Below are 17,008 nucleotides of genomic sequence, written 5' to 3' on the forward strand. Positions count from 1 at the left end.
ACTGTGAAAGCCGATCAAAAACATACACCCATGATGCAGCAGTACCTAAAACTAAAAGCAGAAAATCCAGAAATTCTGCTGTTCTACCGCATGGGCGATTTCTACGAGCTTTTCTACGATGACGCTAAAAAAGCTTCTCAACTCCTCGATATTTCACTGACTAAGCGTGGTTCATCAAATGGTGAACCGATTCCGATGGCAGGTGTTCCATACCATGCGGTTGAAGGATATCTTGCAAAGTTAGTGCAACTTGGTGAGTCCGTAGCAATTTGTGAACAGATTGGTAATCCAGCACTTTCAAAAGGCCCTGTAGAGCGTGCGGTAGTACGTATCGTGACACCGGGTACCGTAACCGACGAAGCCTTGCTTTCTGAACGCATTGATAACCTAATTGCAGCCATTTATCACCACAACGGTAAATTTGGTTACGCAACGCTTGATATTACCTCTGGCCGATTCCAACTTTGCGAGCCAGAAACAGAAGAAGCGATGGCCGCTGAGCTACAAAGAACCTCTCCGCGTGAGCTGTTGTTCCCTGAAGATTTTGAACCTGTCGATTTAATGGCAAGCCGTAACGGTAATCGTCGTCGCCCAGTCTGGGAGTTTGAATTAGATACCGCGAAGCAGCAGCTGAACCAACAATTTGGCACTCGCGACCTTGTCGGTTTTGGCGTGGAAGGTGCCAAACTGGGCCTTTGTGCTGCCGGTTGTCTTATCCAATATGTAAAAGACACGCAACGTACTGCCCTTCCACACATCCGTTCACTCACCATGGATAAGCAAGATCATTCGGTGATCCTTGATGCTGCGACTCGCCGCAATCTAGAGATCACGCAAAACCTTGGCGGTGGTACAGATAACACTCTTGCTGAAGTGCTGGATCACACCGCAACGGCAATGGGCAGTCGTATGCTTAAGCGTTGGTTACATCAACCGATGCGCAATATCTCTGCACTTGATCAACGCCTAGATGCGATTGGTGAAATGAAAGATTTGGCTCTATTCACAGAGCTACAACCAACCTTAAAACAGATCGGTGATATCGAGCGTATTCTGGCTCGTCTTGCACTTCGTTCTGCTCGTCCACGTGATATGGCGCGCCTTCGCCAAGCAATGGAATACTTACCAGAGCTTGCTGAAACACTGACTCAGCTTAAACACCCATACCTGACTCAACTTGCTCAATACGCGTCTCCTGTAGACGAAGTTTCAGAACTGCTTGAACGTGCAATCAAAGAGAATCCACCCGTGGTTATCCGTGACGGCGGTGTGATTGCAGAAGGTTACAACGCCGAGCTAGATGAATGGCGTGACCTTGCTGCGGGTGCAACCGAGTTTCTGGATAAGCTTGAGCAAGAAGAGCGTGAACGTCATGGCATCGACACATTAAAAGTTGGTTACAACAACGTACACGGTTTCTTCATTCAAGTTAGCCGCGGGCAAAGCCACCTAGTGCCGCCACATTATGTTCGTCGCCAAACGCTGAAGAATGCTGAACGTTACATAATTCCTGAGCTGAAAGAGCACGAAGACAAAGTGCTTAACTCTAAATCGAAGGCTCTGGCTATCGAGAAGCAGTTATGGGAAGAGTTGTTTGATTTGCTACTGCCATATCTAGAACGACTACAAAACATCGCTTCTTCAGTATCGCAACTTGATGTACTACAGAACTTAGCTGAGCGCGCAGATACGCTGGATTACTGTCGTCCAACTATGACAGAAGCAGCCGGTGTACAGATCCAAGCGGGTCGTCACCCAGTGGTTGAGCAAGTGATGGACGAACCTTTCATCGCCAACCCTATCGACCTTAACGATAAGCGTAAAATGCTGATCATCACAGGTCCAAACATGGGTGGTAAGTCGACTTACATGCGCCAAACTGCACTTATCGCATTGATGGCTCATATCGGTTGTTATGTGCCAGCTGAAAGCGCGACTATTGGTTCTATCGACCGTATCTTTACTCGTATCGGTGCATCGGATGATCTGGCTTCTGGCCGTTCGACTTTCATGGTTGAGATGACAGAGACCGCTAATATTCTGCACAATGCAACACCAAACAGCCTTGTGCTAATGGATGAAATTGGCCGTGGTACCAGCACTTACGATGGTCTCTCTCTAGCTTGGGCAAGCGCAGAATGGCTAGCGAATCAAATCAATGCGATGACGCTGTTTGCAACGCACTACTTTGAGCTAACCGAGCTTCCGAACCAACTTCCAACGCTGGCCAACGTCCACTTGGACGCGGTTGAACACGGCGACAACATTGCCTTCATGCATGCGGTTCAAGAAGGTGCGGCAAGTAAATCTTACGGCCTAGCAGTTGCAGGGTTGGCGGGTGTACCAAAAGCCGTGATCAAGAACGCTCGCGCGAAACTAACACAGCTCGAAGCATTGAGTATTGAGTCTCCGACATCGAAGCCAAGTGGTGTTGATATCGCAAACCAACTAAGCCTGATCCCTGAACCGAGTGAAGTGGAGCAAGCACTAGCGAATGTCGATCCTGATGATCTAACACCTCGCCAAGCATTAGAAGAACTCTACCGCTTGAAGAAGCTTCTCTAACTTAAGAAGCACTCTAGTTTAAATGGCTAAGCGCTGTGGTTCCTAGTTGAAGTAAAAGCTAAACCAGAAGCTAAAACTAAAAAACGCTGACATGAGGTCAGCGTTTTTTTATTTCGATATCCTGGAATATCGTTTAGTCGTTTTCAACGTTGAACAAGTTTTCCATGTTCAGACCTTGCTTGATAAGAATCTCACGTAGACGGCGAAGACCTTCAACTTGGATTTGACGAACTCGCTCACGAGTCAGGCTGATTTCACGGCCAACTTCTTCTAGCGTTGACGGTTCATAGCCTAGTAGTCCAAATCGACGTGCAAGCACTTCTTTCTGCTTCGGATTCAGTTCATCAAGCCAGAAGATCAGTGAGTTCTTGATATCGCTATCTTGAGTTGAAACCTCAGGATCTGAATTGTTGATGTCTGGAATAATATCCAACAGTGCTTTCTCACCATCACCACCAATTGGCGTATCTACAGAGCTCACTCTTTCGTTTAGACGAAGCATCTTGCTCACATCACCAACTGGCTTATCTAGCTTAGAAGCAATCTCTTCAGCTGTTGGTTCGTGGTCAAGCTTTTGTGATAGTTCTCTTGCCGTACGCAGGTAGATGTTCAGCTCTTTCACAACATGGATTGGCAAACGGATAGTGCGAGTCTGATTCATCAACGCACGTTCAATGGTTTGACGAATCCACCATGTTGCGTAAGTTGAGAAGCGGAAGCCACGCTCTGGGTCAAACTTCTCTACGGCGCGAATCAAGCCTAGGTTGCCTTCTTCGATTAGATCGAGAAGTGCCAAGCCACGGTTGCTATAACGACGAGAAATTTTTACCACCAAACGCAGGTTACTTTCGATCATGCGTTTACGTGCTGCTTCATCACCGCGTAGAGCTCGACGTGCGTAAAGCACTTCTTCTTCTGCGGTTAGTAGTGGTGAGAAACCGATTTCGCCTAGATACAGTTGAGTGGCATCTAAGCTTTTAGACGTAACTTCAACTTCTTCTTTCGCTTCGGTTTTCTTAGTGACTGTTCGTTTTGCTTTTCCAAGAGCTTCCGGTTCCGTGGTTGCTTGGTCAAGATCGAACTCTTCTTTGGTTACTGCATTGCTTATACTCATAACGCCTCCCCCTGGCGAAATTAGCATGACATTACAACTTCATATGTCGCTAAATGACTGTGTCACTCCATACAATACGTAATTTTGCATACTGTATTTAAGGTAAATATCGTTTTGGATTTACGGATTTACCTTGGTAACGAATCTCAAAGTGCAGCCTAACACTGCTGGCTCCAGAGCTTCCCATTGTTGCAATCTTCTGCCCTGGTTTCACACTTTGCCCTTCAGATACTAATAGTCGGTCGTTGTGCGCGTATGCACTTAAGTAATTATCATTGTGCTTCACAATCACTAGATTGCCGTAGCCTCGTAGTGCATTACCCGAATAAACAACCGTTCCCCCTGCAGTAGATACTATTGGCTGACCTCGCTGTCCTGCTATGTCTATGCCTTTATTTCCTTGTTCGCCTACAGAGAAATTCTTGATTACTCTCCCTTTAGTTGGCCATAACCATTTGGATACTTTATCACTTGTTGGTTTGGTGGACGGTGTAACATTCTGTTTACCTTTAGAACCAACATACTCCTTTGATTTGGATTGTTCAACCTTCTTTGGTGGATCTTTTTTCGCCACTTTGGTGGTAGTTTGAGCTGGGGCAGGTTTAGAGTTTTTGCTCGGTTGCGATGTAGTTTTAGGTTTACTTGCCGCAGATGACGTTGTCGATGCCGCGACAGGCGCAGCAACTGCTGCTGCCGCTACCGTTGATTTACCATACGCTGGCGCATTGTAGCTAGGACGCCACAACTTAAGCTTCTGCCCTGGGTGGATAGTATAAGGGGCAGACAATTTGTTGTAACTGACGAGGTCATTGACGTCTTTATTGGTCACATAAGCGATGAAATAAAGCGTATCGCCTTTTTTCACTTCATAGTAACTGCCGCGATAACTACCACGATCAATCGATGAGTATTTCTTGTTAAGACTTGAAACGGGCGCAGGCGAATTCGCTGCACACCCAACAAGGGCACAGCTAAGCAGTAAAGTACTTCCTTTAAACAACTTCGAACGCATCGACTCTCTATCCACCTACACCATTGGTCTTGTTATTAAGCTAGTTCACCAGGAACAAGAGGTACAAATCTCACCATTTCGATAACACTCGACAAAAATTCATCGCCGTGACGAACGATCTTCAACAATTGTTGTTCATCATCCCCAACAGGAATCAGTAAACGGCCACCATCTTTCAACTGTTGCAGAAGCGCTTGAGGAATCGACTCTGCAGCAGCGGTAACAATAATCGCATCAAAAGGCGCCTTTGAAGACCACCCTTGCCAACCATCACCATGCTTAGTTGAAATATTGTAGAAATCGAGTTGCTTCAACCTACGTTTAGCATCCCATTGTAGCGACTTTATTCTTTCAACCGAATAGACATGATCAACAAGCTGAGCCAATACGGCGGTTTGGTAGCCTGAACCTGTTCCGATCTCCAAAACACGGCTATCTTGTTGTAACTCAAGTAACTCTGTCATTTTAGCAACAATGTATGGCTGCGAGATGGTTTGCCCCTGTCCGATCGGGAGCGCATTATTATCATAAGCTTGATGGTACATCGCTTGTGATAAAAAGCTCTCTCTCGGCAGTTGGTAAATCGCATCAAGAACCTTTTGATCTCGGATGCCATTTTCAATCAGAAAAGTAATTAAGCGCTCGGCTTGTGGATTGCTCACTTACTTCTCCCCTAACCATGTTGTCATCGCACCTAACGACTCGTGCGCCGTCAGATCAACTTGTAACGGTGTTACCGATACAAAGCCATGTTCGATTGCGTAAAAATCGGTACCTTCGCCAGCATCTTGTTCTTTACCCGGAGGACCAAGCCAATAGATATCATGACCACGAGGATCTTTTTGCTTAATCATATCTTCAGCATGGTGACGAGCACCTAGGCGCGTAACTTGAGTACCAGAGAGCTGATCTAAAGCCAGATCAGGAACATTAACGTTTAACAGGCGATTAGTTGGGATTGGGTTGACTAAATGTTGTTCGACGATACGACGAGCAATCGCTGCCGCTGTCTTAAAATGTTTTTTACCCACCAATGAAAACGCCACCGATTGAACGCCTAAGAAGTGCCCTTCCATTGCGGCTGCGACTGTACCTGAATAAAGCACATCGTCACCAAGGTTAGCACCGTGATTAATGCCCGTTAAAACCAGGTCGGGCATATCATTTTTAAGCAGTTCATTTAATGCAAAATGCACACAATCAGTCGGCGTGCCTTGTACCGAGTAGGTGTTTTCTGCAATTTCTTGAACACGCAAAGGCTGTTCTAAAGTTAATGAATTTGAAGCACCTGAGCGATTTCGGTCAGGCGCCACAATGATAACTTCAGCAAGATCACGTAATTCATTTGCTAGCTCATGAATACCTTGAGCATGCACACCATCATCGTTGCTGAGTAAAATCTTCATCTTGTATCCTTTCTTTTATTCCAATGCCAAGTGACTAAATTCCAATATCAAGTGACTTAGCTCCAAGCATAATCGTTATTGCTCGTAGCTTCTTTCTACGTGTACTTCTTCAACCAATTCGCGAACGATCGCTGTTGCGAAACAGCCCGCATCAAGAGAAAACTTAAGCGTGACATTATCTTCGTTCACTTCCCAAGTTAAATCCGTTGGTTTCAGTGACGCTTCACGGCGATCATGGCGCATACGGTTACCACGAATCAAAGCCATTAGATCCGGTTCAGCATCAAGGTGTTTCTGTTCTAGAGCTTGAGACTCGTCAGTCGTTGGCAAGGCATTATCGCCAGCCAGAGCAACGGTCATCAAAGCAGAGCCGTTCGCGATGTCTTGGTTTACAGCTTCAATGTTGTCAGCCGTTACCGTTAGTTGAGCGCCGTCTTTCACCACGATATCGCCAACCAATGCTGATGCAAACGCATCTTGCTCAATACGGTCTGAAAGGATCAGGTTGTAAATCCACGAACGAGCAGCAGAAAGGTACAAGCTGCGTTTATTCTGGTTACGAGTACGAACGTTATCGCGGCCCCAACGACGAGCTTCAGATAAGTTGTTACCTTCATTGCCAAAACGCTGAGCACCAAAGTAGTTTGGCACGCCCACTTGAGCGACTTTTTCCAAACGCTTGACCACATCATCGCAATCCGTTACTTCAGACAAGGTCAACTCAAATTGGTTGCCAACTAAATCGCCCGGACGTAACTTTTTGTTATGACGTGCTGTCGCTAGGATTTCAATGCTTGGGTATTGTGCTAAGAACGCTGAAAAATCAGGCTCACCTTTCGGTAGGTGAACGCTCAACCACTGCTCTGTCACAGCGTGACGGTCTTTCAAACCCGCCCAGCTCACGTCTTTCGACTTAACACCGCAAGCTTTAGCCAGCTCATTCGCTACAAAGCTCGTGTTCTCACCCGTTTTACGGATGCGAACCATTAGATGCTCGCCTTCGCCAGTAAATTCAAAACCCAAGTCTTCATTAACGACAAAGTGTTCGGCTTTTGCTTTTAGTTTTGCTTTCGCAGTTGGTTTACCGTTTAGATAAGCCAATGAAGATAAAATATCTGACATGCTGTTCTTTTCGTGTTGGTGCTTACGCACTTTTGGTAATTAGGACCACCGCTTCACATGCGATGCCCTCTTTGCGACCTGTAAAACCTAAACGCTCTGTAGTCGTGGCTTTTACATTCACATTACTAATGCTGGTTTCTAAGTCTTGTGCAATAGCTTGGCACATAGATTCTATATGAGGCGCCATTTTTGGAGCTTGCGCCATGATAGTAATATCGGCATTACCAATCACGTAGCCTTGCTCTTTTACTCGACGATAAACATCTTTCAATAGCTCACGGCTGTCTGCACCTTTCCACTCATCATCAGTATCTGGGAAATGACGACCAATATCACCCGCAGCAATCGCACCTAATAGAGCGTCACATAACGCATGCAGGGCAACATCACCGTCTGAGTGTGCAATAAGACCTTGTTCATAAGGGACGCTCACGCCACCAATAATTACCGGGCCTTCACCACCAAACTTATGTACATCAAAGCCATGGCCAATACGAATCATCATTATTCCTTATTCTGACTTAAATAGAACTCAGCGAGCGCTAAATCTTCTGGCTGAGTAATCTTAAAATTATCTGAACGCCCAGCGATTAAAGCGGGCGATAAACCTTTCCACTCAAAAGCTGAAGCTTCATCGGTAATCGAAACACCTTGTTGAAGCGCCTCACTTAATGCATTCCAGAGGGGTTCAGCTTTAAACATTTGCGGCGTCAGGGCGTGCCATAGATCAGCTCGTTCAACGGTATGCTCAATCTGCCCTTGGGCACCTCGCTTCATCGTGTCACGAACGGGCGCGGCCAAAATAGCCCCGACATCATGGCTCATCGCGCCTGAGATTAACTTATCGATATCACCCAACTGAACACAAGGCCTTGCAGCATCGTGCACCATCACCCACTCACCAAGCTGTTGTTCTGCAATGTAATCTAAAGCAGAGAGCACGGAGTCTGCTCTTTCGCTTCCACCCGACACTCTGATCACTTGTGGGTTCTGATTAAGGGCAAGCTCTGGGTAGTATGGGTCATCATCGCTAATCGCGACGACAATTTGAGAGACTTGTGGATGAGACAATAATTTCTCAACGGTGTGCTCTAAAATCGTTGTGCCGTTAATCTTAAGATATTGCTTAGGACGGTCGGCCTGCATTCGGCTACCTACGCCCGCCGCAGGGACAACGGCAATCACGCTTTGAAGTTGAGTCGACATTAATGGGATTCCTCACCAATGATGCGATAAAACGTTTCGCCTTCTTTTACCATTCCAAGTTCATGACGAGCACGCTCTTCTATCGCGTCTAAGCCTTGGCGTAGATCGTCGATTTCAGCAAACATCTCGGCATTACGAACATGCAGCTTTTCGTTTACTTGTTGCTGAACTTGGATTTCGTTGTTCACACCGTAGTAATCAGAGATACCATTTTTACCGAGCCACAGTGTGTGTTGTAGCCAGCCAAACACTATGAGCAGTACTAAAGCAAAAATTCGCATAACACCTTTCGCCGGTTGAAAAAGAAGGAACTAGAATAAGGCACATATATACCATAATGAGCTTATTGGTGCGAGATATGTGGTGTAAGGGAATCAATAAGTAGGAGAATTATTGTTGTTCGAAACCTGTAATAAGATTCTCAACACCATCGGTCTCGATAATGACGAACAAACTATTCCAGACGAAACAACCAAAGACAGAACGTCTTTCCTAAATCACGTCACCCGTCATTACCAAGAAGGAGGAACGACTGAGTTGGGAATCTATCGAGGTAAACGCAAATAAGAGATTCCCTATTCCTTCCTTCGTCAGTCTAGGGAATGACGAATTTTAGGCAAAAAAAACGCCCTACCGAAGTAGAGCGTTTTCAAAAACTTTAAGCTAATAATTCGCTAGGAATCATTGACCTTTAACTTCTTTAAGACCGTTGTAAGGAGCTTTAGAACCTAGAGCTTCTTCGATACGGATAAGTTGGTTGTACTTAGCAACACGGTCAGAACGGCTCATAGAACCAGTTTTGATTTGACCTGCAGCTGTACCTACCGCTAGATCAGCGATAGTTGCATCTTCAGTTTCGCCAGAACGGTGAGAGATTACTGCAGTGTAGCCAGCGTCTTTAGCCATCTTGATAGCAGCTAGAGTCTCTGTTAGAGAACCGATTTGGTTGAACTTGATAAGGATAGAGTTAGCTACGCCTTTCTCGATACCTTCAGCAAGAATCTTAGTGTTTGTAACGAACAGATCGTCACCAACGATTTGAAGCTTGTTGCCTAGAAGTTCAGTTTGGTGCTTGAAGCCATCCCAATCTGACTCGTCAAGACCGTCTTCGATAGAAACGATTGGGAAGTTGTTCGCTAGCTCAGCTAGGTAGTGGTTGAACTCTTCAGAAGTGAAAGTTTTACCTTCGCCCTTCATGTTGTAGATGCCAGCTTCTTTGTCGAAGAACTCAGATGCTGCACAGTCCATAGCAAGAGTAACGTCTTTACCTAGTTCGTAACCAGCAGCTGCAACAGCTTCTGCGATAACTTCTAGAGCTTCAGCGTTAGACTTAAGGTTAGGAGCGAAACCACCTTCATCACCAACTGCAGTGCTGTAGCCTTTAGACTTAAGAACTTTAGCTAGGTTGTGGAATACTTCAGCGCCGATACGTAGACCTTCTTTAAGAGTTTTAGCGCCAACTGGTTGGATCATGAACTCTTGGATGTCAACGTTGTTATCTGCGTGCTCACCACCGTTGATGATGTTCATCATTGGTAGAGGCATAGAGAACTGACCAGCAGTACCGTTTAGCTCAGCGATGTGCTCGTATAGAGGCATGCCTTTCGCAGCAGCAGCAGCTTTTGCGTTAGCTAGAGATACAGCTAGGATAGCGTTCGCGCCGAACTTAGACTTGTTATCAGTACCGTCTAGGTCAAGCATGATTTGGTCAACGTCAGCTTGTGCTTTAGCGTCAGTACCAACTAGAGCTTCAGCGATTGGGCCGTTTACAGCTTCAATAGCTTTAAGAACACCTTTACCTAGGAAACGTGATTTGTCGCCGTCACGTAGCTCAAGAGCTTCGCGAGAACCAGTAGATGCGCCAGATGGAGCAGCAGCCATACCTACGAAACCGCCTTCTAGGTGTACTTCAGCTTCTACAGTTGGGTTACCACGTGAATCGATGATTTCACGACCTAGAACTTTAACGATCTTAGACATTGAATGTTTCCTTCTCGTTGAATATATAAATGTCAAATTTAAAGGTAGCAGCACAACTTACGCAACTACCTGTATTCCTTTTTACTTTTCTAACTCGCCGCGCTGGAACTCACCAGCCGCTTTAACGAAACCTGCAAACAATGGGTGACCATCGCGAGGTGTTGAAGTGAACTCTGGGTGGAATTGAGCAGCAACGAACCATGGGTGGTTCGGGTTCTCAATAACTTCAACCAGTTTCTTGTCCGCAGATAGACCCGATACTTTTAGGCCCGCTTTTTCGATTTGTGGACGAAGATTGTTGTTCACTTCGTAACGGTGACGGTGACGTTCATGGATCGTCGCGCTACCGTATAATTCGTATGCTTTCGTACCTTTCGATAGGTGACAAAGCTGTGAACCAAGACGCATTGTGCCGCCTAGGTCAGATGATTCTGTACGCTCTTCAACTTTACCTTCGCCATCAGTCCATTCAGTGATAAGACCAACAACTGGGTACTTAGTTTCAGTACAGAATTCAGAAGAGTGCGCCCCTTCCATTTTAGCAACGTTACGAGCGTACTCGATAAGCGCTACTTGCATACCTAGACAGATACCTAAGTACGGTACTTTGTTTTCACGAGCGTATTGAGCAGCAAGAATCTTACCTTCAACACCACGGTCACCAAAGCCACCAGGAACTAGGATTGCATCTAGGCCTTCTAAAACTTCTACGCCACGAGACTCAACATCTTGTGAATCTACGTATTTAATATTAACGCTTAGGCGGTTTTTCAAGCCTGCGTGTTTTAGCGCTTCATTTACTGATTTGTATGCGTCTGGTAGTTCAATGTACTTACCAACCATACCAATCGTCACTTCACCCGTTGGGTTAGCTTCTTCGTAAATTACTTGTTCCCATTCAGACAGATCTGCTTCTGGAGCTGTGATGCCGAAACGCTTACATACAAGTTCATCAGTGCCTTGAGCTTTAATAAGCTGAGGGATCTTGTAGATAGAGTCAACATCGCGCATAGAAATAACTGCATTTTCTTGCACATTACAGAACAGAGCAATTTTCTTACGCTCGTTCGAAGGAATGTTGCGGTCTGAACGACAAACTAGGATGTCTGGCTGAATACCAATAGACAGTAGCTCTTTTACAGAGTGTTGCGTTGGCTTAGTTTTCACTTCGCCCGCAGCTGCTAGGTATGGCACTAGAGTAAGGTGCATGAACATTGCGCGTTCACGGCCTAGCTCTACTGCTAGCTGACGAATCGCTTCCATGAATGGTAGAGATTCAATATCACCAACCGTACCACCAACTTCAACGATCGCGATATCGTGGCCAGCTGCGCCAGAAATAACACGCTCTTTGATAGAGTTAGTGATGTGTGGGATAACCTGAATTGTTGCACCTAGGTAATCACCGCGACGCTCTTTAGCGAGTACGTCTGAGTAAACACGACCTGCAGTGAAGTTGTTACGCTTAGTCATCTTGGTGCGAATGAATCGCTCATAGTGACCAAGGTCAAGGTCTGTTTCAGCGCCATCTTCCGTAACGAACACTTCACCGTGCTGAGTCGGGCTCATCGTGCCTGGATCAACGTTGATGTAAGGGTCAAGCTTCATCATAGTCACTTTAAGACCACGAGCTTCTAAAATAGCCGCAAGAGATGCTGCAGCAATACCTTTACCTAGAGAGGATACAACCCCGCCAGTAACAAAAATGTAATTTGTCGTCATGTTTAACCTGAAATTGGTTGAATGAGGGAAATGGACTACTTCTGGACGGGATGAAAATATACCAGAAGCCCCTTATCGCCACAACGTGAAATCTATCACACTGCTATTTTTTATTTTTTGCTTCAAATCAATTCATGATAAAAGCTTTGGTTATCTTTTCTCCGCCACTTTGACTTCATCCCACATGGAATCAAGCTGTTGTAGTGAAAAATCGGTCAAATTTTTATCTTGCTGACGAACTTTTTGTTCCACCCCTTTAAAGCGACGTGAAAACTTCAGATTGGCTTTGTTCAGCGCCGTTTCTGGATTTTTACCTAAATGTCGCACCAAATTGACCGTCGCAAACAGTAAATCACCCAACTCTTCTTCAACCAAATCTTCGTTAGGCGTGACTTGAAGCGCCTCTTCCAGCACCTCGTCAACTTCCTCTAATACCTTATCCGCGACTGGACCAATTGAGTCCCAGTCAAAGCCAAATTTCGCGACCTGCTTTTGAATCTTTGTAGCACGCGAAAGTGCAGGTAGAGAGTTTGGTATTGAGTCTAGAATACTTTCTTGAGTTTTGCCTGCTTGTGCTTTTTCTTTGGCTTTTTCCGCTTCCCAGTTGGCGTTAATTTCTTCATCACTAGCAAACTCGGTATCAGAGAACACATGCGGGTGACGTCGTGTTAGCTTCTCATTGATGCCATCAACCACATCAGAGAACTCAAACAGTCCCTGTTCCTTCGCTAACTGGCTATAGAAGATCACCTGAAACAGCAAGTCACCCAACTCTTCTTGTAGGTTCGGCCAATCTTTGTTGTGAATCGCATCCACCACTTCGTAGGTCTCTTCGATAGTATGCGGGACAATTGTTTCAAAATTTTGTTTTAAATCCCAAGGACAGCCACCTTCTGGATCGCGCAGCTTAGTCATGATCTGTTCAAGTTGTTCAATCGGGTGATTCATCGTTTTCTTCCTATTACTGTCTTTGATTTTTAAATTTATAACGTCTTCTAAAACTAAAAAAGGTGAGCAGCCAAAACCACTCACCTTTATCTTTATTCGTCATCCCCAAGAGTGAAGAATGAGCGAGTTGGGGATCTCAAACCGCTTGGCGAGATTCCCTATCACGTTCGTCCCTCACTGTAGGGAATGACGAGGATCGTATTTTAGACTATCCCAACCTTTTTACTGACATAACATCTTTGATCTGCTCGACTCGACTGGTCACTCGACTCAGAATCTCAATATTAGTTACTTCCAAATCGAAATCCATTACCGATAGCTGACGTTTGTAGTCGATACGGCTCTTCATTGTGGTCACGCTGATCTTCTCATTCGAGAACAGTGAGGTGATGTCTTTCAGCAAGCCATTACGCTCAAGTGCTTCAACACGTAGCGTTAAGATGTAAGAACCGACAAAACCATTACCCCAGACCGTATCAATGATACGTTCTGGTGCATGTAGACTTAGCTCACTTAGTTGTTCGCAATCGCTACGGTGAACTGAAATACCACGACCTTGAGTGATGTAACCTTTAATCGTATCGCCTGGGATTGGCTGACAACAACGTGCAAGGTGGGTCATTAGGTTATCAACACCTTCAACGACTACGGCATCTTTCTTAGGACGACTCTGTTGTGCAGGCTTGTTTTCCGACTCAAGCAGTTTCTCTAGTGCTTTTTTGTCTTCTTCTTCGGCTGTTGGCTTGTTCACCAGCGCATTGATGTGATTAACCACTTGGTTAATGCGCAAGTCGCCACTACCAATACCTGCGTAAAGCTCATCTGGCGTGTTAACGTTAAAGCGTCTTAGTGCGTATTGGTCGGCGTCTTTTAGAGTTGCACCAACCTTCGCTAATTCAACCTCAAGGATGTCGCGGCCCGCTTCTAAGTTCTTCTCACGACTTTGCGCGCGGAACCATGCATTGATTTTCGCACGAGCACGTCCAGAGTGAACGAAGCCTGTGGTTGGGTTCAGCCAATCACGAGATGGGTTCGGCTCTTTCTGTGTGATGATCTCGACTTGGTCGCCCATTGATAGCTTATGGGTGAACGGTACGATACGCCCTGCCACTTTGGCACCGATACAACGGTGTCCGACCATCGAGTGGATGTGGTAAGCGAAGTCCAACGGAGTTGCTCCCATTGGCAAGTCGACCACATCACCACGCGGTGTGAACGCGTATACACGGTCATCGAATACTTGACTACGAACTTCATCCAGCATCTCGCCAGAATCCGACATCTCTTCTTGCCAATCGATAAGCTTACGCAACCAAGTGATTTTCTCGTCGTAACCACTGCGGCCGCTTGAAGCACCTTCTTTGTACTTCCAGTGAGCCGCAACACCAAGCTCTGAGTCTTCGTGCATTTGCTTAGTACGAATCTGAATCTCAATGGTCTTGCCTTCAGGGCCAAGAACAACCGTGTGAATCGACTGGTAACCATTTGGCTTAGGATTAGCCACGTAGTCGTCAAATTCACTTGGTAGGTGTTTGTATTTGGTATGAACGACACCCAAGCCGGCATAACAGTCTTGAAGTTGGTCGGCGATGATACGCACAGCTCGAACGTCAAAAAGCTCATCAAAAGCCAAGCCCTTCTTCTGCATTTTACGCCAGATGCTGTAGATGTGTTTTGGTCGACCGCTGACTTCAGCATTGATGCTTGAACGGTTCATTTCTGCCGTTAAGTCGTCAACGAAGTCTGTGATGTATTGTTCACGTACGATGCGACGCTCAGACAACTGTTTTGCGATCTGCTTGTAGGTGTCTGGCTGCTGGTAGCGGAATGCGTAATCTTCGATTTCCCACTTAAGCTGACCAATACCTAAACGGTTAGCCAGTGGTGCGTAAATATTAGAACACTCTTTTGCTGCCGCGCGGCGCACAGCATCAGGCGCCTTTTTCACCTCAATAAGGTTACAAATTCGCTCTGCTAGCTTGATGACTACGCAACGGAAGTCATCAACCATTGCCAGTAGCATGCGACGAACGTTATCAACTTGACCCGAGGCTGCACTGCCTTCAAGGGTCACGTTAAGCTGACCCAAGGCCGCCATTTCTTCAACACCATCAATCAACTTTACGGTTTCTTTACCGTAGCTTTCTTCAAACGCTTCGCGCTCAAAAACGCCGCTAGAGACGACGGGGAAAAGTTGTGCAGCAATTAAAGTGGCACGGTCCATAGACAAGGTGACCAAGATTTCGATCATCTCACGGCCACGCCAAAGCAAGAGCGATGCTTGCTCGTGATCTTTTAAAAGTTCTTCACAGTGACGATAAACTTTAATCAGTTTATTCGAGGTTTTTGCGTCTTGATTCAATGACGCAATCCAACTTTCTAGCTCAAACTGTTCGCTTGGGTTTAAATGTGCGCTTCGTACCGCAACCATCATGCCTTCCTAGTTATTCTGTTTATACCCAATTCAATATGACTAACTGGTTCCAAGTTAGTTCGACCATATTGATATCAGCGCAAGTTTCCCTGCGCCTTTGTGATTCATTTTGAAGCCTTGTTTAAGGGCCTCTAAGCCTTGATAAAGAGAGCCATTGATTCTAGATGACTGGTGTGTGGGAACATGTCCAACATACCAAGCTTGGCTAATTGGTAGCCTTGTTTTTCTAAGCTCTCAGAATCTCTAGCTAGAGTAGCAGGATTACACGAAACATAAACCACACGCTTCGCTCCTAACGCTGAAATTTGATCAACGATCCCACTCGCTCCAGCCCTTGCAGGGTCGAGCAGTACTTTATCGAATTTCTCTTTTGCCCAGGGCTGTGAAGATAAGTCTTCTTCAAGGTTGGCTTGGTAAAACTCGGTATTACTCAACTGGTTTAATTCTGCATTCGACGCGGCCTGTTGTACCATTTCGTCAACACCTTCCACACCAACTACAAACGCCGATTGCTGTGCGATAGGCAGACTGAAGTTACCTAGCCCACAAAACAGATCAAGCACTCGTTCATCCGCTTTAGGCTCTAACCACTCAATCGCTTGAGCCACCATCTGTTGGTTTACCTTCTGGTTAACCTGAATAAAGTGGTTTGGTTCGAACGGCAATGTCACACCCGTTTCTTTATAAGCTGGCGCATCACCCACTAAGCGAAGCAATTTATCGGTTTCTGGCATCGAGTACAGCGTCGCGCCTTCCTCTTTCGCTAACGCAATCAGCGCTTGCTCATCTTTTTCTACCAAAGGCTTAAGGTGACGCAGAACCATAACAGGGCCAGTATCGCCCAATACCAATTCAACGTGTCCTAAAGAGGTAAGGTTGCTGAAAGTGTTGAGTAAATTTTTCAGCTTTGGCAGCAATACATTAAGACGAGGATCAAGCACGGCACAGTCAGTGATGTTTTCAATCTGTTTGCTTTGCTTCTTACGGAATCCAAACTGAAGCTTCTGTGTTTTCTTATCAACAAACAGGCTGATGCGCGCACGACGACGATAACCTGTTTCATCACCCACAATCGGTTGGGCAACTTCGGTCTTATCTGTCTTATATTGGTTCATTAAGTGCGTGAGAGATTGCGCCTTGTGCTCAATCTGAGAGTCGTATCCAAGGTGCTGAAGATGGCAACCACCACACTGATTAAAGTGTTTACAAAAAGGCTTTAAACGTTGCTCACTCGGCTTCAATAATTTGATGAGTTTCGCGCGTGCAAATTTACTCTTACTCTCAGTAAGTTGAATAACCACCTGCTCACCGGGCAATGCGCCATCAATGAAAACAGGTTTGTTTTTCTGATAAGCGATGCCAGCGCCATTGTGATCCATTCGTTCAACTAAAACCGATTGATGCTTGGTCTCGAGTTGAGTTTTCTTTTTTGGTTGGAAAAAACGTGCCATTGCTTGTGCCTAATGTATCTTTTAATAAGTAATTGGTATCCAGGACTC

At 45.7% G+C, this 17,008-nt stretch carries 15 protein-coding genes; 2 read left to right on the forward strand and 13 right to left on the reverse strand.

What is annotated here, in order from left to right; all coding sequences use genetic code 11:
• Positions 1-3: 3 nt before the first annotated feature.
• The gene (gene mutS / locus FLM53_RS05395) at positions 4-2,565 is read left to right on the forward strand and encodes a DNA mismatch repair protein MutS (protein WP_176680439.1); all 2,562 of its coding nucleotides are present in this window, start codon (positions 4-6) and stop codon (positions 2,563-2,565) included.
• Positions 2,566-2,698: 133 nt separating this feature from the next.
• Here the strand turns inward: mutS and rpoS are convergent, their stop codons facing one another.
• From rpoS to ftsB, 8 genes are all read right to left on the reverse strand, one after another.
• Positions 2,699-3,679: an RNA polymerase sigma factor RpoS gene (rpoS, locus tag FLM53_RS05400; RefSeq protein ID WP_017059027.1), complete on the reverse strand. Its 981-nt coding sequence runs from the start codon at positions 3,677-3,679 to the stop codon at positions 2,699-2,701.
• Between the two features lie 97 nt (positions 3,680-3,776).
• Positions 3,777-4,691: a murein hydrolase activator NlpD gene (gene nlpD / locus FLM53_RS05405; protein ID WP_123284049.1), complete on the reverse strand. Its 915-nt coding sequence runs from the start codon at positions 4,689-4,691 to the stop codon at positions 3,777-3,779.
• Between the two features lie 35 nt (positions 4,692-4,726).
• Entirely contained in the window at positions 4,727-5,353 is a 627-nt protein-coding gene (locus tag FLM53_RS05410; RefSeq protein WP_019826319.1) for a protein-L-isoaspartate(D-aspartate) O-methyltransferase, read from the reverse strand.
• A complete protein-coding gene (surE, locus tag FLM53_RS05415; protein WP_176680440.1) occupies positions 5,354-6,097 on the reverse strand; it encodes a 5'/3'-nucleotidase SurE in 744 nt (247 codons plus the stop codon).
• Between the two features lie 75 nt (positions 6,098-6,172).
• A complete protein-coding gene (truD, locus tag FLM53_RS05420; protein WP_176680441.1) occupies positions 6,173-7,219 on the reverse strand; it encodes a tRNA pseudouridine(13) synthase TruD in 1,047 nt (348 codons plus the stop codon).
• Between the two features lie 22 nt (positions 7,220-7,241).
• Positions 7,242-7,721 carry a 2-C-methyl-D-erythritol 2,4-cyclodiphosphate synthase gene (gene ispF / locus FLM53_RS05425; protein WP_176680442.1) on the reverse strand — a complete coding sequence of 160 codons (480 nt, stop codon included), beginning with the start codon at positions 7,719-7,721 and terminating at the stop codon, positions 7,242-7,244.
• Positions 7,722-7,723: 2 nt separating this feature from the next.
• Entirely contained in the window at positions 7,724-8,425 is a 702-nt protein-coding gene (gene ispD, locus FLM53_RS05430) for a 2-C-methyl-D-erythritol 4-phosphate cytidylyltransferase (RefSeq protein ID WP_176680443.1), read from the reverse strand.
• Positions 8,425-8,706, reverse strand: a complete 282-nt coding sequence (gene ftsB, locus FLM53_RS05435) for a cell division protein FtsB (protein WP_017633218.1) — start codon at positions 8,704-8,706, stop codon at positions 8,425-8,427. The genes ispD and ftsB overlap by 1 nt, the downstream gene beginning before the upstream one ends.
• 112 nt (positions 8,707-8,818) lie before the next feature.
• Here ftsB and FLM53_RS05440 point away from each other — a divergent pair, with 112 nt between their 5' ends.
• Positions 8,819-8,992: a hypothetical protein gene (locus FLM53_RS05440; RefSeq protein ID WP_176680444.1), complete on the forward strand. Its 174-nt coding sequence runs from the start codon at positions 8,819-8,821 to the stop codon at positions 8,990-8,992.
• Between the two features lie 114 nt (positions 8,993-9,106).
• Here the strand turns inward: FLM53_RS05440 and eno are convergent, their stop codons facing one another.
• The 5 genes from eno to rlmD form a co-directional block, all read right to left on the reverse strand.
• Positions 9,107-10,405, reverse strand: coding sequence for a phosphopyruvate hydratase (eno, locus tag FLM53_RS05445; protein ID WP_017063215.1), 1,299 nt, complete (start codon positions 10,403-10,405; stop codon positions 9,107-9,109).
• An 81-nt stretch (positions 10,406-10,486) separates the two neighbouring features.
• The gene (locus FLM53_RS05450; RefSeq protein WP_176680445.1) at positions 10,487-12,127 is read right to left on the reverse strand and encodes a CTP synthase; all 1,641 of its coding nucleotides are present in this window, start codon (positions 12,125-12,127) and stop codon (positions 10,487-10,489) included.
• Positions 12,128-12,277: 150 nt separating this feature from the next.
• Positions 12,278-13,075: a nucleoside triphosphate pyrophosphohydrolase gene (mazG, locus tag FLM53_RS05455; protein WP_017629585.1), complete on the reverse strand. Its 798-nt coding sequence runs from the start codon at positions 13,073-13,075 to the stop codon at positions 12,278-12,280.
• Between the two features lie 208 nt (positions 13,076-13,283).
• Positions 13,284-15,506 (reverse strand): GTP diphosphokinase, encoded by a 2,223-nt coding sequence (relA, locus tag FLM53_RS05460; RefSeq protein ID WP_176680446.1) that lies wholly within the window; start codon positions 15,504-15,506, stop codon positions 13,284-13,286.
• Between the two features lie 134 nt (positions 15,507-15,640).
• A complete protein-coding gene (gene rlmD, locus FLM53_RS05465; protein WP_176680447.1) occupies positions 15,641-16,960 on the reverse strand; it encodes a 23S rRNA (uracil(1939)-C(5))-methyltransferase RlmD in 1,320 nt (439 codons plus the stop codon).
• Between the last annotated feature and the right edge of the window lie 48 nt (positions 16,961-17,008).

This window comes from Vibrio sp. Scap24 (genome assembly GCF_013394185.1).
GTDB lineage: Bacteria > Pseudomonadota > Gammaproteobacteria > Enterobacterales > Vibrionaceae > Vibrio > Vibrio pomeroyi.